The sequence below is a fragment of the Micromonospora sp. NPDC048839 genome (assembly GCF_040649915.1).
Classification (GTDB): Bacteria; Actinomycetota; Actinomycetes; order Mycobacteriales; family Micromonosporaceae; genus Micromonospora.
On record NZ_JBEZGL010000002.1, the window covers coordinates 469,912 to 492,524 of the forward strand.

Here is a 22,613-nt window from a genome sequence, read left to right on the forward strand (position 1 = left end):
CAAGTCGTTCGATGACACAACCACTTCAGCGATTAAATGGGGGGCGGCCCCCGCGGTCCAGACCTGAATCGTCCGGGTGGCGTAGCTGCACGCGGCGCAGGAGTTGGGCGTTGAGCGCGACCACGATCGTGGAGGCGGACATCAGCACCGCGGCGACCGCGGGACTCAGGCTCACACCGGCCCAGGCCAGAGCACCGGCGGCCAAGGGCAGGGCGACGACGTTGTAGCCGGCGGCCCAGGCCAGATTCTGGATCATCTTGCGGTACGAGGCACGCGAGAGGCGGATGACTCCGGTGACCCCGCGCGGGTCGGAGGAGGCGAGCACGACACCTGCGGATTCGATCGCGACGTCGGTGCCGGCGCCGATGGCGATGCCGACGTCGGCGCGGGCCAGCGCGGGAGCGTCGTTCACGCCGTCACCGACCATCGCCACCCGCAGCCCCCGGCGTTGCAGCTCACCGACCGCCTCGTCCTTGTCGGCGGGCAGCACCTCGGCGAACACCTCGTCCTCACCGGGCCGGAATCCGAGGTCGGCGGCGACCGCCTCGGCCACCGGCCGCGCGTCCCCGGTGATCATGACGATCTTGCGAATGCCCTGTTGGCGGAGGTCGGCGATGGCTTGGCGCGCCTCGGGGCGGATCTGGTCTTCCAGGGCGAGGGCGCCGATGACGGTTGCCCGTTCGCCGTCGAGGCGCAGCAGGTGCAGTACCGCCGCTCCCCGCCGAGACCACTCGGCCCGGTGCTCATCGAGGTCGCCGGGTGCCGTGGCGTCGAGTTCGCGCAGCAGGGCGGGTCCCCCGACGGCGTAACCGACGCCGTCGACGTCGGCCCGTACCCCGCGACCGGTCAGCGACCGGAAACCGGTCGCGGTGCGTCGGGCGCCCTGTTGGGCGGCGGCGGTGACGATGGCCCGCGCGAGGGGGTGTTCACTGTCGGCCTCCACCGCCGCCGCGACGGCCAGCACCTCCGTCTCGCTGACGCCGCCAGTGGCGGCGACACCGGCGACGACGTGCGCGCCGCGGGTCAGGGTGCCGGTCTTGTCGAACAACACCGTGTCGATGGTGCGCATCCGCTCCAGGGCGAGGCGGTCCTTGACCAGGATGCCGCCCTTCGCCGCCACGGCGGTCGACAGGGCGATCACCAGCGGGATGGCCAGCCCCAGCGCGTGCGGGCAGGCGATCACCAACACCGTGACGGTACGCACGACGGCCTCGTCGAGGTTCCCGACCAGTGTCCAGATCAGCAGCGTCGCAGCGGCGGTGGCGGTGGCGATGTAGAACAGCCAGGCCGCGAACCGGTCGGCGAGGACCTGCGCCCGGCCGCTGGACTGCTGGGCCTGCGCGACCAGGCGTTGGATGCCGGCCAGGGCGGTGTCCTCGCCGACGGCCTCGACGCGCACCCGGATGGCCGCGTCGGTGGCGACCGTGCCCGCCACCACCCGGTCGCCGCGTTCGCGGCCGACCGGCCGGGACTCTCCGGTGATCATCGACTCGTCCAACTCCGCGCGACCGTCGGTGATGCGCCCGTCGGCCGGCACCCGCCCACCGGGACGTACCAGGACCACGTTGCCGACACCCAGGTCGCTGACCCGCACGCGTTCGGGCTGCCCGTCGCCGCCGAGGCGTTCGGCGTCGTCGGGCAGCAGCGCGGCCAGGGCCGACAGAGCGCCCTGGGCCTGACCGATGGCCTTCATCTCCTGCCAGTGCCCGAGCAGCATGATCGTGACCAGCGCCGCCAGCTCCCACCAGAAGTCCAGATCGAACACGCCCAGCGCGGTCGCCCCCGAGGCCACGTACGCGACGGTGATGGCCATCGCGATCAGCAGCATCATCCCCGGCGCCCGGTCACGGACCTCCCGCACCGCGCCCTGCAGGAACGGCCACCCGCCGTAGACGAACACCACAGTGCCCAGCCCCGGTCCCACCCAGTCGACGCCGGGGAAGTCCAGCCGATAGCCGAACCAGTCCATCACCATGTGACTGGTCAGCACGATCGGCACCGTCAGGACCAGGCTCAGCCAGAACTTGCGGCGGAACAGCTCCGGGTCGTGCCCGGCATGCTTGTCATGCCCGCCATGTCCGCCAGTACCGGCGTGCCCGGCATGGTCGTCGTGGGCGCCGGACTGAACGCGCTGCCCGCCCAGACCCGCTCGGCCGCTTTGGTCATCACCCTGGACCCCGTGTCGTTCCACGGCCTCACCCGGGGTCCGCATCTGGTGGTGCTCATCGTGCGACATCCGCATCGCCTCCTCACCGTCAAGATACCCCCCCGGGGTATAGTCGTCCAGGTGTGTCGATGTTCCGCACGTCACCCACGTGAACTCAGCATTTGTCAGCGACGCGGGACGGGCGACCGCAGTTGGTCACTTCGCCACCAAAGGAGCACCGGCAGACGTGATCGCCGACCAAAAGCGTTGGTACGACACGGCCTCTGCGGAGCCTCACCAGATGCGGTGCACCCCGGAACAGCCTGGGCCGGGCACCGGAAGCAGCTACCGGCCTCGCTCACCGGCGCCCCTGAGGTGGGTGCGAGCACGAGAGCGGATTCTCTCTGAATCCACTGCAGTCATCGGGGTGAACTTCTAGGCTGCGTGGGCGGGTGCCCGGTTCGACGAGGACGTCGCGGTGGCGCTGTACGGGCTGGTCGGGGTGCGTCTCTCGGCGGCCAGCTCGACCACTACCGCAGTCGGCACGGGAGCCGCCGCGACGGCGCGTGACGCCCCCGGCTCTCGCCCTCAGGGACCGAGACCGGCTACGGTGAGGAGCACCGATGACGCAGAGTGACCAGGACCGCCCGGAGATCGTCGTCGGACTGGTGGCGACCCCGCCGGACCACCCGGCCCGGGTGGCTGCGCCGCTCACCGCCGAGTTGGCCGCCCGACTGGCTGACGGGGTGGACGGTGACGTGCGGTGGACTGTCCGGGAAGGCTGGGGCGACGTGGCGCCGCGTCGCGACGGCGGAGTTGAGGCACTGCTCGACGATCTTGCGCAGCGGCGCGCCGACGACCGGTGGGACATTGCCATCTGCCTGACCGACCTGCCACTGCACGCCGCGCGGATGCCGCTGGTGGCACAGACCTCGGCTCGGCGTCGAGTCGCGGTGGTGTCCCTGCCCGCGCTGGGACTGCATCAGCTGCGCGCGGCCCGCGCGGCCGTTCCGGACCTGGTGAGCAGCCTGCTGACCGACGCTTCGGACCAGCGGGTGCCGCCGGCCGGCTGGGAACCGGCCGACATGGCACGCCGGATTCCCGCCGTCCACCGGGTGATCGGCGAGGCCGACCCCGGTGAGCGGCGCTACGTCGCCTCGGGGCTGGTTGGACGGATCCGCCTGGTGACCGGGATGGTCCGCGCCAACCGCCCGGGGCGCGCCTTGCTGGGCCTGTCCAAGTTGCTGGTCGGCGCGTTCGGCACGGCCGCGTTCGCGCTCACCACGGACACCATCTGGCAGATGGGCGATGCGCTCGGCGGAATTCGGCTCGCCGTGATCATGCTACTCGGACTGGCCGCGTTGGTGACCTGGCTGATCGTCGCGCACGACCTCTGGGAGAAACCAGACCGCGAGACACCGACTGAGCTGGCGCGGCTGTTCAACCTGGGGACGATCCTCACTCTCACGCTGGCCACGGCAGTGTCCTACGTGGTGCTGTTCGTGGGAACGGTGCTCGTCGGCGCATTGCTGATCGACACATCCGTGCTGGAACAGACCCTGCAACGGCCGATCGACTTCACCGACTATCTGACGCTCGCCTGGATCACCAGCTCACTGGCCACGGTCGGCGGCGCGATCGGCTCCGGGCTGGAAAACGAGGAGACGGTCCGGGCCGCCGCGTACGGCTACCACCCTCAACCCGACGGCTGGCGGGACGAGAAAGGCGGGCAGCCGCACCGCAAAGGATAGGCGGGCGCCCGGCCCCGAATGTGTCGGTCAGCTAGTGGGCTGGAAGACGGCCCGCACGCATCCGTCGGCTTTCTCTTTGAACATCGCGTAGCCGCGCGGAGCTTCGTCCAACGACATGGTGTGCGTCGCGAGATGCTCCGTGACCAGCTCGCCGCGGGCCATCCGCTCCAGCAGCATGGGGATGTAGCGCTGTCCGTGCTGCTGTGCGCCGCGCAGCGTCAGCCCCTTGTTCATCACCGCTCCGAGCGGAAACTTGTCCACCAGGCCGGCGAACACGCCCAGGATGAACACACTGCCGCCCTTGCGGCAGTTGTAGATCGCCTCCCGCGCAGCGATAGGGCGGTCGGACTCGATGCGCAGCTGCTGCTTGACCTGGTCGTACAGGAATTGCGGACCGCTGCTGTGCGACTCCATACCGACCGCCTCGATGCACACGTCCGGGCCACGGCCGCCACTGCGTTCCAGCAACTCGCCGCTGACGTCCTGCTGCTCGTAGTTCAGCGTCTCGACGCCGAGATGCTTCTGGGCCATCTGGAGCCGGTTGTCGAGTCGGTCGATAACGATCACCCGATCGGCACCGAGCAGCACAGAGGCGCGGGCCGCCATCTGCCCTACCCCACCGGCGCCCCACACCGCCACGACATCACCCGGTTTGACACCGCCGAGGTCGGCGCCCATCCAGCCGGTCGGCGCGGCGTCGGAGGCGAACAGCGCGCGCTCGTCGCTCACCTCGTCCGGGACGGTGAAGGCACCCTGGTCGGCGTAGGGGACGCGGATGTATTCGGCGTGGCTGCCGGCGAAGCCGCCGAGTGCGTGCGAGTAGCCGTAGCAGCCTCCGGGCGCAGCACCCCAGACGTTCTCGGTGATCATCGGGTTCGTGTTTCCGTTGTCGCACAGCGAGAACTGTTGGTGCTGGCAGTACCAGCACTTGCCGCAGGAGACGAACGAACAGACGACGACCCGGTCGCCTATCTTGTGGTTGCGTACCTGGGGGCCGACCTCGACGATGTCGCCGAGGAACTCGTGCCCGAGGACGTCGCCGCGTTCCATGAACGGGATGTACCCGCCGAGCAGGTGCAGATCCGAACCGCAGGTCACCGTCCGACGGACCCGGACAATCACGTCCTGCTCATTGCGGATCTGCGGGTCCGGAACCTGCCGCACCGCGAGCTCGTTGGCTCCCTCCCAGACCAGCGCCTTCACAGTCGTCCCTCCCGCCGACCCTGTTGGGTGGCCATCCGCAGTGGCTTGTTCATCGGGGTCGGTTCGGTGGTGGGTGGATAGTCCGGGTGCAGGACCTCACCGGTCTCGATCAGCTGCTTCGATTCTCGCAGCGCAGCCCGGATCGCCTGCTCGGGATCCCGGCCGGTGACCCGTCGAGCGGCGGACGCAACGGGCAGTCGGGAGCCATCACGCAGCCGTACCGCGATCTCTGTCCCCCGGCCGCCGGCGGCAGGCCGGACCTGGACTTCGACGGCGTCGCCAAGCCCGGCCAGCGGCTCGGGGAGCTGCCCGCCGGGAGCGATGTCAGTGGCTGGTCGGTTCACCGTCGCCAGGTGCCACCGCGGCCGGCGCCTCCGTGCCTGGTCCTGTTGCCAGTGGCCAGCACCCTGGTCAGTCCCGCCGAGCAGGCGCCGCGCGACCATCCCGCCGGCAACCGCGACCGCTCCGCCAATCAGCCACCTCATGTCCGCCCCCATCGCTTGGTCTGCTCGTGCGGGTGCCGTCGAGATCCGCAACCTTCATCGCAAACACTTTCATATAGGGCAACCCGGGCGGGTGCTTCTGGCACTGAAAGGGTTCCCGCTGCCAGCTGACTCCCGCCGGACAGGCCGCAGGCCCTACAACATCTCCAGCGGTTGCGGGCCGGCCGGCGGCGGGAACGCCACGTCGAGTGCCGCCACGTCCTCCTCGGTCAGCTGGACGTCCTGCGCCTCCGCGTTCTCCCGAGTGTGTTCGGGATTGGACGATCGGGGTATGGCGGCGATCATCTCCTGCCGGAGCAGCCAGGCCAGCGCGACCTGGGCGGGTGTGGCCTCGTGCCGGGCGGCGACCTCTTCGACCTGGGGGTGGCCGAGCAGTCGGCCCTGCTCGATCGGCGAGTACGCCATCACCGGAATCCGATGCTCGCGGAGGAACGGTAGGAGGTCGTACTCGGGACCGCGGCGGGTGAGGTTGTACAGGATCTGATTCGTCGCGCAGGCGCTTCCGCCCGCCTCAAGGAGGTCGGTCATGTCCGAGGGATCGAAGTTGCTCACGCCCCACTGCCCGATGTCACCGGCGTCGACGAGTTCGGTGAACGCCTCGATCGTCTCCGCGAGTGGATGCGTGCCGCGCCAGTGCAGCAGGTAGAGGTCGATGTGGTCGACGCCGAGTCGTTGCAGGCTGCGGCGGCAGGCCTGCACGGTCCCCCGTCGGCTGGCGTTGGACGGCAACACCTTGTCGACCAGAAAGACGTCGGCGCGTCGTCCGGTGATCGCCTCGCCGACGAGTTCCTCGGAAGCGCCGTCACCGTACATCTCTGCGGTGTCGATCATGGTCATGCCCAGGTCGAGCCCGGTACGCAGGGCGGCCAGCTCGTCCTGTCGCCGTGCGGGGTGCTCGCCGAGGTACCACGTTCCCTGCCCGAGCACGGGCATGGTCTGACCGGACGGTAGCTCGATCGCGTTGGCAGGCAGCGTCATGTCGGCCTCTCCGGGTAACAGTGGATGGGTGGTCTGGGTTACCCGCCGCAAGGGGCAGCACGCGCACGTAAGGCGGCCTACTCCCCCGCAGGCAGTCGCAGCGCAGCGGCCACTGCTCCCGGATTGTCCGTCCTTGATCGGGCTTCGCTGCCCAGTTTGCCGATTCCCGCACCGGGAAGGCGACCGCGATCCAACGACGCGCCGCCGACGGGGCGGCGCCGCCAAGGGGAGGCCGCCGAAATGGCGCAGAGCCAGCAGCCACTGACCGGCAAGCGAGTCGCTTGCCTCGCCGCCGACGGGGTGGAGGACGTGGAATACACGCAGTCCCGAGCCGCCGCGGAGCAGGCCGGCGCCGAGGTCCACCTGATCTCGTTGCAATCCGGCGAGATCCAGTCGATGAACCAGGACATCAACCCGGCCAACCGCTATCGGGTGGACCGGACCGTGAGCGAGGTCAATGCGGCCGACTACGACGCCCTGTTGCTGCCGGGCGGGACGGTCAACCCCGACCGGCTCCGGATGAACCCACAGGCGATGGACTTCGTCCGGGCGTTCTTCCAACAACAGAAGCCGGTGGCGGCGATCTGCCACGGCCCGTGGTCTCTGGTCGAGACCGGCATGGTCAACGGTCGGACCCTCACCTCGTTCCCCAGCCTGCGCACCGACATCCGCAACGCCGGCGGGAACTGGGTCGACCAGCAGGTGCAGGTCGACAACGGCCTCGTCACCAGCCGCAACCCCAGCGACCTGCCGGCCTTCTGCGAGAAGATGGTCGAGGAGTTCGCCCAGGGTGAAGACGTCCACCAGATGGCGACGGCCTGACCAGGGTGTTCGGCTGTTTGCCGCAGGAGACCCTGGGTAGGCGCGATCGGTGAGTGGGCCAGACACAGAACTAGGCACCCGATCGGACACCAGCCGTGCCGTGGCGTTCAGTGATGCGATCTTCGCCATCATCATCACGCTGCTGGTCCTGGACCTCCGGATACCGGACGTTCCGCCTGGCCGTCTCCTGTTCGGCCTGCTGGATCAGTGGCCGTCGTACGTCGCCTATCTCGCGTCCTACGCGTACGTGGCCGTCGTCTGGCTCAACCACAAGGCGGCGTTCAACCGCATTCGGGAGGCCGATCGTGGCCTGCACTGGGTGAACCTGCTCGTACTGTTCAGCACGGCGCTGCTGCCGTTTCCGACGATCGTCGTGTCGCACGCGCTACAGGAGCACAACAACACGGACCAGCGTGTGGCCATCGCCTTCTACGCGCTGATCGGCGCGTTGCTGTGCGCGACGTGGCTGGCGTTCTACCACTACCTGGCCCGGAACCCCGACCTGCTGAAGGAACAGGTCAAGGACGCCTTCTTTCGCGCCGAGCGGGTCCGGGCCATCGCCGGGGTCGTCCTGTACGTCCTCGCAGGGCTGATCGGCTACCTGGTGGCCCCCTTGGTCGGCCTGGTCGTCTTTCTCCTCCCTCCCGTGTTCTACGCCATCACCAGCGCCGGCCTGTACCAGTCGCGGGTCACCCGGCGTATCACTCACCGCCCTCCCCCACCATGAGGGCGGGCGAATCGCCGTTTCACCGCGGCGGGGGCGGGAACCCGCCGCCGTCCGGCTCAAGAAGGGACCCGAGGTGAACTACAGCGAATTCATTCAGTCTGTGGCGGCACGACCCGAGGTTCCGCCTGGGCAGGCGGAACCGATCATCCGCGCCACGCTTGAGACTGTGGCAAGACGGATCACCGGTGGCCAGGCAAGGGATCTCGCCTCCCAACTCCCCGATGAGCTACGCGGCTTGGTGTCCAGGCCCACCGAAGATCCGGAACGGTTCGGTCTCACCGAATTCCTGGAACAGGTGCAGTCTCGGGCAGGGGTGGATCGCCAGACGGCCACCGACGGAGCGCGGGCCGTGATGGATACCCTGCGTGAGGCTGCCAGCGCGAAGGAGTACGGGGACTTTGTCGACCAGTTGCCGCAGGAGTTCTGGCAGCTGACCGGGCCAGGGTCAGGACAGCTCCAGCCCCGCCGGATCGGCACCTAGGCCACACCCTCACCGCGGTGGCGCTCAGGCTGATCTACCGATGGTGGGCTCCATCCGGTCCAGACGTTAGGCGAGGCCCGAGGAGTGCGGGATGACCGAACCGGAGAGTCGGCACACGGGCGCACGGGAGTCGCCGGAGCAGCCGCGTGAGCAGGTTGATGGGCAGCGCGACGCCGGGGAAGGCCCGGAATCCGCCGGTCGGTGCCAGAACCTCGACGCGGCCGGCGGGCCAACAGGTGCCAAGCCCGGCGAACGCCCTGTCGTCCCGAGAAGTGGTGCGCCCGGCCTTCCTCAGCCGGTTGGCGGCCACAGCAGCAAAACGATGTCGGATCCGGATGTCGTCCTTCAGATTCCGCAGGTGAAGGTCGAACAGATCTACGTCGAGGTCGACAATCTGGATGCCTCTGTTTCGCTGCGAGCCCGGCTGGGCAGCCTCCTCCAGCTCGACGTGGGCGTTCAGGCGCATCTCGGCACGGTGAAGATCGACATCAGGGGCGTCGAGGCCGAGGCGATGCTCGAGGTTCGCCTCGATGAGCTACGGGGCATTCTCGACAGCGCCCTCCGCACGATCGAACGCAACCCTCAGATCATCGAGTCGGTGGTGAAGACGGTGGACAACGCCGTGAACCAGGTCGGGCAGACGGCGCAGGAGGCGCTGGGGCCCAATGGGCCGCTGTCGCAGACGCTGCAGCAGGCCACCCAGCAGGTCGGCCAACAACTCGGACAGGCCACCCAGCAACTGGCTCAGAGCAGCGGGACGGTGACTGGCGGCGGCATGGGGGGTCTCGGTGGCGTGCTGGGCGGGTCTCCGGCCCACGCCGCATGGCAACGGATGAAGGAGATCGTCAACAGCAGCCAGCCACTGAGGCAGGTCACGACGTGGCTGGCCGGGCCGCAGGGGCAACAGCCGCGGAGCTGATCGACGTACGCCGTGGTGGCATAGCGGCTGGCCACATCACGCCACTGCACGTTGTGCGAGGTCACGATTGGCCCAGATTGGTGACCAGGTTGACGGCGACGGCCAGGATGCCGGTTCCGAAGGTGTAGGAGAGCAGCGCATGCCCGAGCGCGATCCGGCGCACGCGGTTGCTTGTCGGTTCGTTCTCACCCGGGGCGTAGGACATGCCGACCGTGAAGGCGACGTACGCGAAGTCGGCGTACGCCGGTGGATCTTCCTGCTTGAAGTCGATGCCGCCGTCGTGGAGGTAGTAGAGCCTGGCGTACTTGAGTGCGAAGACCGTATTCACCAGTGCCCACGCCAGGACGACCGCGACGACGCTGAGGATCACCAGCGTGACAGCCGTGACGTCCTGCTGATTCGAGGCGCGGATGAGTGCCTCGGCCACGGCGGCGAGGCTGATGGCGGACGCGATCAGGATGGCCGCATCGGTGGACCGGGACTGCTGCTCCGCCTCGGCAAGCTGCTCGGTACGCCCTGGGCTCGCCGACCAGCACGCCCGCCACACCCAGACGAGGATCGTGCCCGCCGCGATCGTCCAGATCACCAGCGGCGTCAGCTCCGGTCCCCCGACCAGCGCGGTGACGGTCCCCGCGACGACACCGACGGCCAACGACCACAGGGCACGCCTGACCGACAGCAGCCGTCCCCGCGCCGGTCGTCCCGAATGCTGCTCCACCCGCTCAGCGTTCCTGCTCGAACGGATCATCGAGGGAATACTCGAAGTGATTACCGGATCAGGTTGTCAAGATCCCGGAATCGAGGAGGCTCTCCTTGATCAACCCATGAACGGCAATAGCGGGCGCGGGCGGCTCGCAGGAGCTGAGGCTCAGGGCTGATACTGGCTTCGGGTGCGGGGCAGCCACTGGGGATGATGGTCGCGCAGGTAGCAGATCAACCCCTCGCGCAGGTCGCAGCGCAGATCCCACGCGCTGGCGCCGTCGGCAGCCGAGGCCTGCACCTGGACGACCACCGTCTGCGGGGTGGAGTCGACCATCTGCAGCACCCAACTGCCGCGATCCCACAGCGGCGAGGACTCGACCAGCCGGCGCGCCTCCCGGCGCAGGTCGTCCAGGTCGGCGGTGTGGTCGACATGAATCTGCACCTTGCCGACGACCCGAGACTCGTTCCGGGTCCAGTTCTGAAACGGCCGCTCGGTGAAGTACGTGGTCGGCAGGATGAGCATCCGCTCGTCCCAGAGCCGGATCACCACATTGGTCAGCTTCACCTCCTCAACCCGGCCCCATTCGCCGTCCACCACCAGCACGTCGCCGACGTGCAGACCATCGGCGAAGGCGACCTGGACGCCGGCGAACGCGTTGCCGAGCGCGGTACGGGCCGACAGGCCGATCAACGCCCCGACCACCCCCGCCGACGTCAGGACGGAGACGCCGAAGAGGCGTACCGGCCGAAAGGTGATCATGATCAGGCCGATCGCGACGATCGTGACCACGGCGACGGTGAGCCGCCGCACGGGACGAATCTGCGTCCGGGCCCGCCGGACCCGCCGACTGCCAGCCGCGTCATCCGGGAGTCGACTGAACGCGACCGCCTCGGCGACGTGCAACGCCTTGATCACCAACCATGCCCCGGACACCACCAACGCCACCAGGACGATGTGCCGCAGATTGTCCTGCCATCCGGCCGGACCCACCGGCAGCGCGTAGTACAGCGCCCCAACGAGCAGCGCCGCCGCCGCCGGGCGGCGGCAGGCATGCCGCAGCGGCTCCAGCAACCACCGGTAACGGCCACGGGCCACCCGACGGACCAGCACGCCAGAGGTCAGGTCCACGACCACCGCCGCCGCCAACGCGGCTACCACGATCAACGCGGTACGCATCAGAGGCCGTTCACCGTAACCCCGATGCCAGATTCCCCCCGGCTCACTGCCCAGTCCACGTGCCCAGCGTGCCACCCCGCCCGGTGGCAGGCGGCCAACATCGGCGAACAACCCCTGACCACAGCTGCGTCAGCCGCCCGACCGCCGCTCTCCGGTTGCCGCCATGACCGCACAGCTCACTCCGGGGCCGCTGGAAGTCGACGGTGGACGTCCGGCCGTAGAACGCGAACCCCAGCCCATCCTCAGCGGTGACGATCCGCCGATTGAGCAGGCTTGCCTGCGGCGAACAGTCGAGCGGAGGCGTGTAACGCGGTGACGACGGCCGCTACCGCCGGCATCTCGGCCGCGCCGCGGCGGTACCCGATGCGGGTGCGTCGTCGAGTCGGCGCGGCGATCAGCCGCACTCCCGTCGCCGGCGCGAGCACTGCTAGTTCAGGCACCAGTGCGACCCCCTGCCCGGCCCGGACCAGGGCAAGTACGGCAGCGAAGTCGTCGATGTGGTGCCGTGCACGAGGCGTGAAGCCGGCGCCCCGGCACACCCGCAGAGCGAGGTCGTGGCACAGCGTCCCCGGGCTGGCCAGGATCCACGAGGTGTCGTGGGCCTCGGCGAGCGTGGTAACCCGCGCGTCCGCCGCGACGGCGAGGTAAACGGCCTCGTGCAGCAGTGGAACCGATTCCAGCGACGGGTCCGTGACGGCCGGCACGATGTCGTAGTCGTGCAGCAGGCCCACGTCGAGCCGGCGGTCGCGCAGGGCGCCAGGCACCGCGGCCGGGTCGAGTTCGCTGACCGACAGCTCCAGCCCTGGATGGTCGCGGCCGAGCGAGACCAGCGCCGCCGGCAGCACCGTGTGCACGGCGGAGGGATGGGCACCGATACGGATCTGCCCGGCGGGTTCGGAGCGTACGGCGGCGACCGCGGCGGCGGCCTCCTCCAGCGCGGTGAGCACCGTCGCGGCATGACGCACGAGCACCCGGCCGGCGGCGGTGAACTCCACCCGGCGGCCACTGCGCCTCAGCAGCGCGACACCCGCTTCGCGTTCCAACGCGGCCAGTTGCTGGGACACCGCCGACGGCGTGTACGCGTGGACGGCGGCGACGGCGGCGATCGTGCCCAGCCGATCCAGGTCACTGAGAAGCCGCAACCGGCGCCCATCGAGCATCAGCTCACCTTACGCATCAGCCAAGGAATCGGAACTGGATCTTACGGGTGCCGTCGGCCAGGCTGCATTCATGACGTTGAACGGCGTACACGTTCCCCTGATCACTCCCTTCGACGAGGCCGGGGCGGTGGACCTGGGCGTACTGGAAGAACTCGCGTACGAGGTGCTGACCGACGGCGCTGCCGGTCTGGTGGCCCTGGGCACCACCGCCGAAGCCACCACCTTGAGCGCTGCGGAGCGTCACCAGGTGCTGGAGGTGTTGACCGGGGTGTGCGGGAGGCGAGGCGCCCCGTTACTGGTCGGTGCCAACACCGCCGAGGAACTGCGGGCGCTGGCCGCCCGCCGGTCGGTGGTCGCCGCGCTGTGTCTGGTGCCGCCGTTCGTGCGCCCCGGGGAGGACGGCGTCGTGGCACACTTCGACGCCCTCGCGGCGGCCAGCCCGGTGCCGCTCGTGGTCTACCACGTACCGCACCGCACCGGACAAGACCTGTCGACCGGTGCGGTACGGCGGCTGGCGGCGATCGACGCGGTGATCGGCATCAAGTACGCGCCAGGCGCCATCGACGGTGACGCGGTCGATCTGCTCACCGACCCACCTCACGGGTTCACCGTCCTGGCCGGCACGGACGAATTGCTGTCGCCGATGCTGGCACTCGGCGCACCCGGTGCCATCCTCGCCTCGGCACACGTGGCCACCGCACAGTTCCTCGCGCTGGCCGCAGCCTTCCAGGCAGGGCCGGCGGATCGGGCGCGGCCACTAGGACGCCAGCTCAGGCGACTATCCGCAGCCCTGTTCGCCGAGCCCAACCCCGCCGTGATCAAGGGAGTACTGCACGCACAAGGCCGTATCCCGACCCCGAGAGTACGGCTGCCGCTGCTGCCAGCGGCCGCGGCCAGCATCGACGCGGCGGTCCGACACCTCGGTGTGACGACTAGGGGTCGGTACGCCATAGCGTGATCTCGCAGCGTTGCCCGCGCGAGATCGGCGCCTGCGGTGGGGTGGCACCTCTCGCCTGAAGGAGCAGAAGCACGCGACTGTGCAGGCCGACGGACAGACACGATTCTCGCGGGACTCATTCAGGCGGCGACGCACTGCGTTGACCTGGCAGCACACCGTAGTTAACGTTGTCAGTTTCGTCCACCTTAGAGAGATCCCACCCCGACCAAGGAGGATCAGTTGAGACTGCGACAGCGAAGGCCACGTCCCGGGCTGAGTCGCAAGGGTAGAGGTGTCGCGGTCCTGGCACTGGGTGCGCTTCTTTCGGTCTCGTTCGCGGCGACGCCCTCGCACGCTGCCGAAGAGCAGATCAACGAGGGTCTGGTGCACCACTTCGCCCTCGACGAGACCAGTGGGACGACGTTGGTCAACTCGGGTAGCGCGGGCGCGGCGGCGAACGCCACGCTCGTGAATCCCGAGAAGGCGGCCTTGACCGGCGAAGGAGTCAGGTTCAACCCCGACTCCTACGAGAGTGCCCTCGACGGCGCATACGTGGCACTGCCGAAGGACATCACCGCCGGCATGTCCAACCTCACCGTCGACTACGACGTGTGGGTCGACCCGGCAAACGTCGGCGAGCACCAGATGTGGGGCTTTGGCCGCAAGTCCGGCTCGTGCGACGTCGACACCGGCGCCGAGGGCTCCATCTTCGCGTCGAACACCCAGCGGTTCCGCGTCGCGGTGGGCCCGGCGAATCTCCAACAGAACCGGGTCCGCATGCTCGAGGGAGCGTGGACTCATGTCACCTACACCCAGTCACTCAACTCCAACGGAACGAGCTGGACCGGCAGGCTCTACCTCGACGGCGTGCTGCACGCGACGTCGGCTGACCTGACCACGGCGCCGTCGGTGAACGCTGCGGGGACCAACTGCAACTTCCTCGGTCGCTCGCAGACGTCGGGCCACTACTCGTTCCGCGGAACGATCCGGGACTTCCGCGTGTACGACCGGGCGGTGCGTCTCGACGAGACACTCGTTCTGGCCGAGAAGACCGTCTCCGACGGGGTACGCGCCGACGCGGCGGCCATCGACCTCGGCCTGACCAGTGCTGTCGTACGCGATGTCGTTCTGCCCAAGGTGGGCTCCGTGGCGGGCTCGACGATCACCTGGACGAGTTCGGACCCGTCGGTCGTCGAGGTCAACACCCCGCCAGCCCTCCCCAGCGCACGCAAGGTTGCGGTGACCGGCAGGATCACCCGGCCCGCGCAGGGACAGCCCGACGCGACAGCCACGCTCACGGCGACTGTCCGCAAGGGCGCCCAGGAGGTCACCACCCGGGAGATCCCGGTCGTGGTGAAGGCCGAGTTCGACGACGCGCAGGCGGTCGACCGGGACGCCTTCGACCTGGCCCTGAACGCCACCGACGACGTACGCGGAAACCTCGACCTCGCTGCCAAGGGCGAGTTCGGATCCACAATCACCTGGAAGTCGACCACCCGCCTCGTCACCTCGACGGGTGCGGTCAGCCGCCCGGCCTTCGGTCACGAGGATGTTGCCGCCACCCTGACGGCGACCATCGCCAAGGGTTCGGCCTCGGAGAAGAAGTCGTTCCCGGTGACCATCGCCGCCATGCCGCGAACCGAAGAGTACGAGCGGTACTTCATGGGGTACTTCAAGGGCGAGGGTATTGCCGACGGCGAGCAGATCATGTTCGCCACCTCCAACGGAAACACCGCCCTGGACTGGACCGGTCTGACCGGAGGTCGGCCGTCGCTCGTCTCCCAACTGGGCGACCAGGGGCTTCGTGACCCGCACATCGTCCGCTCACCCGACGGCGACACGTTCTACATGATCGCCACGGACCTGAACTGGTACGACCAGGGTGGATACGCCATCAACGACACCCAGTACATCGAGGTGTTCGAGTCGCACGATCTGGTGAACTGGACCCCTCAGCGGCACGTGAAGGTCGCACCCGACAACGCGGGCAACGCCTTCGCACCAGAGTCGCTGTGGGTCGAGGAGATCGGCGCCTACGTCGTGTTCTGGGCGCAGTCGCTATGGAGCGACCCCGTGAACCGCACCGGTCAGGGCAACGCGCAGATGTGGTATGCGACGACGCGAGACTTCCAGACGTTCTCGGCTCCCCAGGTCTGGCAGGATCCGGCCCCGCTGTCGCGGATCGACACGACCGCTATCCGGGTCGGTGACCACTACTACCGGGTGACCAAGAACGAGGCGGGCAACCAGGGCTCGGACATCTTCTCGGAGAAGCACACCGACTTCCTGGACAGCAACATCGACAACTGGTCGTTGGTCGCGCCGGCTCTGGGGCGCACGACCTGGGTCGCCAACCAGGGGTACGAGGGACCGGTCATCTTCAAGGCGAACCCCGGTGACACCTCCTGCCCCGGCCAGTTCTACCTCTGGGGTGACCGGTACACGAACGGTGGCGGATACCAGGCCGCGTGTCACGAGAACGTGGAGGCCCCGACCTGGAACGCCAAGGCGATCACGATGACCAACGCGGGTGTCGTCCGTCCGCGTCACGGCACCGTGATCCCGCTGACCGTCCGCGAGTGGAACGATATCCGCGAGATTCCGAACAGCGATGTCACGACCACCACCGAGGTGGCAGTCGAGCCGTACGCGAGCGGCGCCCAGACGACCACGGCCACCGTGACGGTCACCGCAGCTGACGGGTTCGAGACCGGAGGTCAGGTGCGGCTCAGCATCGGCTCGTGGTCGAAGCTCGCCCAGCTGAGCGACGGCGCAGCCACGGTCACGCTGCCGACAGGTCTCCCGGCGGGTGCTCGGACGGTCAAGGCCGAGTACCTCGGCTTCGACTACCTGAAGGCGTCGGCGGGTACGGCATCGTTCGGGGTGCCCTCCGGCCCGGCCGCCGTCAAGGTCCAGGCGAAGGCCGCGCCGGCATCGGTTGTCCGCGGGGGCACGTTCAAATTGAACGTGACTGTTGAGCCGGGCGGGCGCAAGCACCACGCTCCGACCCCGTCCGGCGAGGTCACGGTCACCTTCGGCGGCACCGTGCACGTCGTGCCACTGGCGGACGGTAGGGCCGCCGTCGAACTGCCGACCGCCAATCTGCAGCCCGGGGCCTACCGGGTCCACGTTGCCTACTCCGGCAACCCGACCTACCGGCCCCACGCCGCCGATTACCAGACGTTGACAGTGCGGAAGCCGCATGGGCACCCCTAGCTGGGCGTGCTGAGATGCATCACAAGTAGGGGCGGGCGAGATCTTTTGATCTCGCCCGCTCCTCCTGCACGGCCCAGCATCCGAACTATCGAGTGAGCATGCCCTTCTCGACGGCCAGGTTGTAGTTCTCCCCGAAGACGTTGAGTTCGTGGACGCCGACCTTGACGGTCTCGGTCGTACCCAGGACCTTCAGCCGGACTGCGTTCGTCAGCACCCGGTCGAAGGTGACGTAGTCGGCCGTGTACGCGGTGGAGTTCGTACTCCTGTCGACCAGGGGACGCCACGTGTTGGTGGGAATGTCCTTGTACTCCAGCGTGTACTGCACCGCGTTGTCCTTGGTGAACGTGCGGCCGAGCTCCTTCCACTGGGTCTGCGCGGCAGAGATGTGGAAGACGGTCCCGAAGCCCCTGATGTACGTGGGGGCGGTATCGCTGTCAGCCGGCTCCCACCAGGTCGACAGGGAGCGGTCGCTTCCGTAGTACGGGTTGCGGCCGGACGCGTAGCTGCTTGCCCAGTACGCCTGGCTGTTGGTGGCCACATTGTAGAGTCCGGTGTCGTCCCGGCCCGAGATCTTCTTCCCCGGGGCCAGTTGCGGCGTGTTGGACAGCTCGCAATCGATCGCTCCCCGTTTCGGACCGGCGGGAGTCACGGTGCAGATGTCCATCCCCAGTCGCCGCTCGAAGAACTCCTCGTACGCGATGACATAGGTGTAGAAGAACACCAGGTTGCCGGACTTGTCGAGTACGAAACTGCCGTGCCCAGCGTTCGGATATACCGCACTCGGGTGATTGTTTCCGTAGCCGATCGGGTTCTGCTGGGTGACCTTGTACCCGGACAGTGGCTTCTTTGACGTCATCACGCCGGTCGCGTACGTGGTGAACTCCGTGCCGCCGGACGCGACCGAGAGGTAGTACGTGTCCCCCACCTTGAACAGCTGCGAACCCTCCACGTACCCATGCGTGTAGGTCGCCTTGTTGTCACCGATGTGCTGCCACTCCTGGCGCGGGTCGAAGGTCCAGAGCACGACCGGGTCGCTGATGAGTTGCCGAGGGTTGTTCGGGTCGAGTTCGACGCCCATGATCGGCGAGCCGATGTTGTACGTCAGGTACAGCCGGCCGTCGGTGTCCGGGAAGAACTGCACGTCGCCAACGCTCAGGGTCTGGCCGCTCGGGCGCAGGAAGCTTCCCATGCTGGTCCACGGCCCGGTGGGCGAGTCCGCTTGATAGACCGGCGTGTTGTTGCCGGCCATGTAGAACTTGTCGCCGAGCTGCACGACGGTTGGTGCGACCAGGCCCAGGTTCATCTGGTGGGGCGTCCACGTGAGGTAGTCGGTGGTGGACCAGACAGTGCGGTTGTTGTTCGGTGCGTTCTGCATGGCACCTGATGCGTAGAGATAGATGGTCCCGTCGACGTTCAGCGCGGACCAGTCCGCCCCGGTCCGTGCGGAGTTCTCGGAAATCCTGGTGAACCCGGCGGTGGATCGGCTCGCGAGAGTCCGCCCGGACGCTGCCGTCCACGTCTCCAGGTTCAGGCTGGCCGGGATCTGCGAAGTGTCTGCGACATTCTCGTCCGTAGGCGGCATCGTCCCGACGATGTTGCGCACGGCCATCCCGGGCAAATTGATCGGGTTCACGTATGTCTGAGCCATGTCGACGCCGGCCAGGGGCACCTTGGCGGACGGGGTTTGCGGTCCGCCGCCGGGTGCCGCCGGCGGCACGGGCTTCTCCGCCGAGGCCGGCACGATCGGCGTCAGTTGACCCACGCCCATTCCTACCGCAAGAGCAAGGCCAATAGCCGCCAACCCTCGACGTCGATTGCCGGCAGTCCTCTCGATGACCATTGGGTCCCACCTTCCGTCTGGGCGTATTTAGCGCTAACAACGGGCGGTCTGATTTGCGAATAGCCGGCCTGACGTGGCTAATTGCTGGATGCGAGGCATCGCTCGACCGTGATCACGAAGGGTGGGAGAAGCTTTCCGACCAGTTGGGCTTCCAGCGCACACGCCCATCGACTCGGTCTCGTCCGGCGCGGATCAGCGACCGGCGGCTGTTAGCGCTAACAACGTTTCGGTGATGTTAACGGTGCTATTTGGAGCGTGTCAAGTGCATCAATGCGATGCGACCAGGCTGAGGATGGTGTGTCGGGCTGTTGGGCATGCGGCTGGCGTGGTTGACGGAGTCACCCGGAAGCGAGCGGGCACGATGACGAATCGCGTTGCTCCGGGTCGCTCGCGTCGGGCCGGCACCGTGCGACAAGCCTTTCGTCCTACCTTTGCTGCGGCTTTTGTTGGGATTGATGGCAATTTATGCTTAGGAGCATGACATAGATGAGCCCAAATCCTTGACTCGGTGCCCGTGTTGCCGGTTAATCACATCTACATGTCGGCTGTGTTGACCCGCCCGGGTGGTCGGCGACGTCGATAAACCGTCGCATCGATGCGACTACGGCCGGCGCGCACGCCTTGACTCGAAGCCATGAGGCTGTCGGGTGAGTCACAGGAGGTAACCGTGCATCGTACGAACTTCCGCTGGGGCGGCCGATTGTCGGCGTCGGCCCGAGTGCTGGCCGCGACCGTGGCGCTCAGCCTGCCCGCCTGACCAGCACCAGAGGTGGTCGACAAGCCCAACCGCCGGTGACCGCCTGTCGATCGTTGTGATGTCTGGTCGGGCGCGGGGGCTCCCTCGCCCGAGTAGACCACGACCCGATCTCACGCCGCCCATCTTCTTGCCGAATCGATTCGAACATGCAGAACCGTTGTCCGTAGCCCAGAACCACCGGGCTGCGGCCGCCGGACGATCTGACGCACAACCTTCAGCCTCGGTGTCGAGAGGAACTTCTGATGACAGACCTACCCGTGAGCCGTAGGCGCCTGCTCGCCACCGCCGCGCTGACCACCGGCTCGGCGGCCCTGATCCCGGCCGTGGGCGCCGGACGGGCCGCCGCCGCCGCGCTCCAGGTCACGCTGCCCGAGCGCGGGATCTACGACGCGACTGCGGCGACAACCTGGACGGACGGGTTCCTCACCGGCAACGGCGAGTACGGCGCGGTCCTGTACGGAACGCCGACCCTCGAGAAGGTGATCTTCAATCACCACCGATTCGTGCTGCCCAACGGCAGCCGGGGTGTGACCCCGCCGGTAATCTCCGGGCGGCTGGCCGGCGTGCGGGACAAGGCGTTGGCCGGGAACTACGCCGGAGCCAACACGGACTTCGCGGCCGGCTGGAACCTGCGCTGGACCCAGACCTACCACCCCGGCTTCGAGTTGCAGATCAACACGCCCGGCATGACCACCGCCAACGGGTACGCCCGCAGCACCGACTTCCGGACCGGGGAGGTCACCTCCACCTGGACCGACAGCAACGGCACCTGGACTCGTCGCGCATTCGCCTCCCGGGCCGACGATGTCGTCGTACACGAACTGACCCCGGCATCCGGCCGATTGATCGACGCGACGCTGAGCGTGAACACTTCCCTCGCCGGCGTCCCCGGCTCGGTCCGTTTCACCACCCTGGCCAGCGTCGTCGACGGCTCGGGCTACCTGAACCTGCGCGGCACCTACCCGTCCGGGCAGGGCGCGTTCGGCTTCGAGGGCGTCACCCGGGTCGTCGCCACCGGTGGCACGGTAGCCGCGAACGGGTCGAGCATCGTCGTCACCGCGGCAACCAGGCTCGTCCTGCTGACCAAACTCGACAGGTACGAGTCGCCCACGGCCTGGGACAGCAAGCCGTTGCACGCGGCGCTGGCCGCGGTGCGCGCCGACTATGCCGAGCTGCGGACCCGGCACGTCACCCTGCACTCGGCGATGTACGACCGCTCCCGCCTCGACCTGAACGTCTCCGCCGCCGACCGGCAGCTGTCGACCACCGAGCTGATCGCCCGGCAGAACGCCAACCGCAACACCATCGATGTGGCCCTGCTGGAGCGGCTCTACGACAGCGGCCGTTACCTGTTCATCAGCTCCAGCGGCGTACTGCCGCCGCGGTTGACTGGAATCTGGACCGGCACCTGGAATGGCGCCTGGGCCGACGATTTCACCACCGATGCCAACATCAACCTCCAGGTCGCCGGCGGCAACATTCTCGACCTCACCGATGCCATGCAGGGCTACTTCAACCTGATCCTCGGCCAGCTCGCGCACTGGCGCACGAACGCCCGCAACCTGTACGGCGCCCGCGGCTTCCTGGCCCCATCACGGACCGACGGCGAGTACGGATACATGCTGCACTTCGACCCCGGCTTCCCCGGCCAGTGCTGGACCGGTGGCGCGGACTGGCTGCTCTACCCGCTGCTGGAGTACTACCAGGTCACCGGGGACCGGACGTTCCTGGCTGAGAAGCTGGGACCGGCGCTGATGGAGCTGGCGCTGTTCTACGAGGACTTCCTGACCCGCACCGACTCGGCCGGCCGTGTGGTGTTCGTACCGTCGTTCTCGATGGAGAACTCGCCGGCCAGCACGAACGTCCTGCTGGCGATCAACGCCACCGGCGACATCCAGGCCGGCAGACACGCCCTGCGGGCGGCTGTCGAGGCCGCCAACGCGCTCGGTGTCGAACAGGGCGCCGGCCAAGGTGTCGCACGCTGGACGGCCCTGCTGGCGAAGCTCCCGCCCTACACCATCAATGGCAGCGGCGCCCTCGCCGAATGGTCCTGGCCGGGACTTACGGATCGCTACAACCATCGGCACGTCCATCACCTGTACGGCGCGTGGCCCCTGCACGAGATCAATCCCGAGGAGGCGCCCGGGCTGGTCACCGCCGCGCTCCGGGCCCTGGCACTGCGCGGTGACGAGAACACCTCGGCGCACGGCAGTCTGCATCGAGCCCTCGCCTCCGCTCGACTCAAGGACGGCGCCGGCGTCTACAGCAACCTCCGCAAGATCATCGGCAACAACATGATCTTCCGGTCGCTGATGACAGCGCACAACCCGAATCTGGAGACCTACAACGCCGATGCGGCCAACACGCTGCCGGCCGTGCTCAGCGAAGCGCTTGTGTACACCAGGCCCGGCGTCATCGAGCTGCTGCCCGCCGTGCCCGGTCAGCTCGCCAGGGGCACCATCACCGGGGTCCGCGGCCGCAACCAGGTCCGCATTCACAGCCTCTCCTGGGATCTTCCCGGTCGCTCGGCAACCGTGGTACTCACCTCGACGATCACCCAGGCGATCACCCTCCTCAGCCGGCGCGGGATGGCATCCATCACCACGTCCGCGACGGTCGCCCCCTCGCCGCTCGGTCCGCAGGCCCGGGTGATCTCGTTGACGGCCGGGCAACAGGTACAGGTCGTCGTAGGTCTGCCCGCCGCCGCCGGCGGCGTCGTTCGACTTGTCAACCGGCGCAGCGCAAAGGTGCTGGACGTCAACGGCGGCTCCACCACGGACGGGGCAACTGTCATCCAGTGGCCGTGGACTGGCGCGGCCAACCAGCAGTGGCGGCTGCTGCCCAACAGCGATGGCTCATTCCGGCTGTCCGGTGTCAAGAGCGGGAAGGTCCTGGACAGTCCAGGTGGCTCGGGCCAGGGCGCGGCACTCGTTCAATGGACCGACAACGGCGGACGTAACCAGTGGTGGAGACTCGTCCCGGCGACGACCAGCGGATATTACCGGTTCGTCAATGTGAGCAACGGCTGGTGTGTCGGGGTCGAAGGCGGCTCCACCGCAGACGGCGCAAGGGCGGTCCAGCAACCGGTCAGCGGCGAGATCAGCCAGGAATGGCAGATCCTTGATGCCTGAGACAGGAGGTCAGAGGCGCTGGTCGCAACAGCTCCGGCCGATTGGCCGCCAGGGACCTGTGCAAGGGCAAGCGCCGCCACACTGAATTGACCACGTTCTATCTCCGTTGTTAACATATGACGTCTGATGAATGTTGGACGCCGTGACACCCTCGAAACTCGGG

At 68.0% G+C, this 22,613-nt stretch carries 16 protein-coding genes; 8 read left to right on the plus strand and 8 right to left on the minus strand.

The window, feature by feature from the left end; translation table 11 throughout:
- Positions 1 to 25 precede the first annotated feature (25 nt).
- Positions 26 to 2,236, minus strand: a complete 2,211-nt coding sequence (locus AB0C25_RS05335) for a heavy metal translocating P-type ATPase (RefSeq protein ID WP_357369873.1) — start codon at positions 2,234 to 2,236, stop codon at positions 26 to 28.
- A gap of 533 nt (positions 2,237 to 2,769) precedes the next feature.
- On the opposite strand from AB0C25_RS05335, the gene AB0C25_RS05340 reads away from it, so the two are divergent.
- A complete protein-coding gene (locus AB0C25_RS05340; RefSeq protein ID WP_357369875.1) occupies positions 2,770 to 3,897 on the plus strand; it encodes a hypothetical protein in 1,128 nt (375 codons plus the stop codon).
- 27 nt (positions 3,898 to 3,924) lie between these two features.
- On the opposite strand, the gene AB0C25_RS05345 is transcribed toward AB0C25_RS05340, so the two are convergent.
- From AB0C25_RS05345 to AB0C25_RS05355, 3 genes are all read right to left on the minus strand, one after another.
- On the minus strand, positions 3,925 to 5,100 hold the full coding sequence (locus AB0C25_RS05345) for a zinc-dependent alcohol dehydrogenase (RefSeq protein WP_357369877.1): 1,176 nt from the start codon (positions 5,098 to 5,100) through the stop codon (positions 3,925 to 3,927).
- Complete coding sequence (locus AB0C25_RS05350) at positions 5,097 to 5,444, minus strand: hypothetical protein (RefSeq protein ID WP_357369879.1); 348 nt, start codon at positions 5,442 to 5,444, stop codon at positions 5,097 to 5,099. The genes AB0C25_RS05345 and AB0C25_RS05350 overlap by 4 nt, the downstream gene beginning before the upstream one ends.
- A gap of 294 nt (positions 5,445 to 5,738) precedes the next feature.
- Complete coding sequence (locus AB0C25_RS05355; RefSeq protein WP_357369881.1) at positions 5,739 to 6,581, minus strand: aldo/keto reductase; 843 nt, start codon at positions 6,579 to 6,581, stop codon at positions 5,739 to 5,741.
- Positions 6,582 to 6,821: 240 nt separating this feature from the next.
- Here AB0C25_RS05355 and AB0C25_RS05360 point away from each other — a divergent pair, with 240 nt between their 5' ends.
- The 4 genes from AB0C25_RS05360 to AB0C25_RS05375 all read left to right on the plus strand — a co-directional run bounded on the left by AB0C25_RS05360 (position 6,822) and on the right by AB0C25_RS05375 (position 9,530).
- A complete protein-coding gene (locus AB0C25_RS05360; protein WP_357369883.1) occupies positions 6,822 to 7,403 on the plus strand; it encodes a type 1 glutamine amidotransferase domain-containing protein in 582 nt (193 codons plus the stop codon).
- 100 nt (positions 7,404 to 7,503) lie between these two features.
- Positions 7,504 to 8,130, plus strand: a complete 627-nt coding sequence (locus tag AB0C25_RS05365) for a TMEM175 family protein (RefSeq protein ID WP_357369885.1) — start codon at positions 7,504 to 7,506, stop codon at positions 8,128 to 8,130.
- A gap of 73 nt (positions 8,131 to 8,203) precedes the next feature.
- Positions 8,204 to 8,611 (plus strand): DUF2267 domain-containing protein, encoded by a 408-nt coding sequence (locus tag AB0C25_RS05370; protein ID WP_357369887.1) that lies wholly within the window; start codon positions 8,204 to 8,206, stop codon positions 8,609 to 8,611.
- Positions 8,612 to 8,702: 91 nt separating this feature from the next.
- On the plus strand, positions 8,703 to 9,530 hold the full coding sequence (locus tag AB0C25_RS05375) for a hypothetical protein (protein ID WP_357369889.1): 828 nt from the start codon (positions 8,703 to 8,705) through the stop codon (positions 9,528 to 9,530).
- 61 nt (positions 9,531 to 9,591) lie between these two features.
- Here AB0C25_RS05375 and AB0C25_RS05380 read toward each other — a convergent pair whose 3' ends face one another.
- The 3 genes from AB0C25_RS05380 to AB0C25_RS05390 all read right to left on the minus strand — a co-directional run bounded on the left by AB0C25_RS05380 (position 9,592) and on the right by AB0C25_RS05390 (position 12,569).
- Positions 9,592 to 10,248 carry a DUF1345 domain-containing protein gene (locus tag AB0C25_RS05380; RefSeq protein WP_357369891.1) on the minus strand — a complete coding sequence of 219 codons (657 nt, stop codon included), beginning with the start codon at positions 10,246 to 10,248 and terminating at the stop codon, positions 9,592 to 9,594.
- A 150-nt stretch (positions 10,249 to 10,398) separates the two neighbouring features.
- On the minus strand, positions 10,399 to 11,409 hold the full coding sequence (locus AB0C25_RS05385) for a mechanosensitive ion channel domain-containing protein (RefSeq protein WP_357369894.1): 1,011 nt from the start codon (positions 11,407 to 11,409) through the stop codon (positions 10,399 to 10,401).
- A 242-nt stretch (positions 11,410 to 11,651) separates the two neighbouring features.
- Positions 11,652 to 12,569: a LysR substrate-binding domain-containing protein gene (locus tag AB0C25_RS05390; protein WP_357369896.1), complete on the minus strand. Its 918-nt coding sequence runs from the start codon at positions 12,567 to 12,569 to the stop codon at positions 11,652 to 11,654.
- A gap of 70 nt (positions 12,570 to 12,639) precedes the next feature.
- Between AB0C25_RS05390 and AB0C25_RS05395 the strand changes: the two genes are divergently transcribed.
- A complete protein-coding gene (locus AB0C25_RS05395; RefSeq protein ID WP_357369898.1) occupies positions 12,640 to 13,527 on the plus strand; it encodes a dihydrodipicolinate synthase family protein in 888 nt (295 codons plus the stop codon).
- A 219-nt stretch (positions 13,528 to 13,746) separates the two neighbouring features.
- Positions 13,747 to 16,722, plus strand: coding sequence for an immunoglobulin-like domain-containing protein (locus tag AB0C25_RS05400; RefSeq protein WP_357369900.1), 2,976 nt, complete (start codon positions 13,747 to 13,749; stop codon positions 16,720 to 16,722).
- 85 nt (positions 16,723 to 16,807) lie between these two features.
- Here AB0C25_RS05400 and AB0C25_RS05405 read toward each other — a convergent pair whose 3' ends face one another.
- On the minus strand, positions 16,808 to 18,484 hold the full coding sequence (locus AB0C25_RS05405; protein WP_357369902.1) for a family 43 glycosylhydrolase: 1,677 nt from the start codon (positions 18,482 to 18,484) through the stop codon (positions 16,808 to 16,810).
- A 1,077-nt stretch (positions 18,485 to 19,561) separates the two neighbouring features.
- Here AB0C25_RS05405 and AB0C25_RS05410 point away from each other — a divergent pair.
- Positions 19,562 to 22,450 carry an RICIN domain-containing protein gene (locus AB0C25_RS05410; RefSeq protein ID WP_357369904.1) on the plus strand — a complete coding sequence of 963 codons (2,889 nt, stop codon included), beginning with the start codon at positions 19,562 to 19,564 and terminating at the stop codon, positions 22,448 to 22,450.
- The last annotated feature ends 163 nt before the right edge of the window (positions 22,451 to 22,613 follow it).

Excerpts from the sequence above, each read along its gene's own strand:
- AB0C25_RS05335 (WP_357369873.1), bottom strand. The coding sequence starts at position 2,236 with ATGTCGCACGATGAGCACCACCAGATGCGGACCCCGGGTGAGGCCGTG.
- AB0C25_RS05340 (WP_357369875.1), top strand. The coding sequence starts at position 2,770 with ATGACGCAGAGTGACCAGGACCGCCCGGAGATCGTCGTCGGACTGGTG.
- AB0C25_RS05355 (WP_357369881.1), bottom strand. The coding sequence starts at position 6,581 with ATGACGCTGCCTGCCAACGCGATCGAGCTACCGTCCGGTCAGACCATG.
- AB0C25_RS05360 (WP_357369883.1), top strand. The coding sequence starts at position 6,822 with ATGGCGCAGAGCCAGCAGCCACTGACCGGCAAGCGAGTCGCTTGCCTC.
- AB0C25_RS05375 (WP_357369889.1), top strand. The coding sequence starts at position 8,703 with ATGACCGAACCGGAGAGTCGGCACACGGGCGCACGGGAGTCGCCGGAG.
- AB0C25_RS05385 (WP_357369894.1), bottom strand. The coding sequence starts at position 11,409 with ATGCGTACCGCGTTGATCGTGGTAGCCGCGTTGGCGGCGGCGGTGGTC.
- AB0C25_RS05390 (WP_357369896.1), bottom strand. The coding sequence starts at position 12,569 with ATGCTCGATGGGCGCCGGTTGCGGCTTCTCAGTGACCTGGATCGGCTG.
- AB0C25_RS05395 (WP_357369898.1), top strand. The coding sequence starts at position 12,640 with ATGACGTTGAACGGCGTACACGTTCCCCTGATCACTCCCTTCGACGAG.
- AB0C25_RS05410 (WP_357369904.1), top strand. The coding sequence starts at position 19,562 with ATGACAGACCTACCCGTGAGCCGTAGGCGCCTGCTCGCCACCGCCGCG.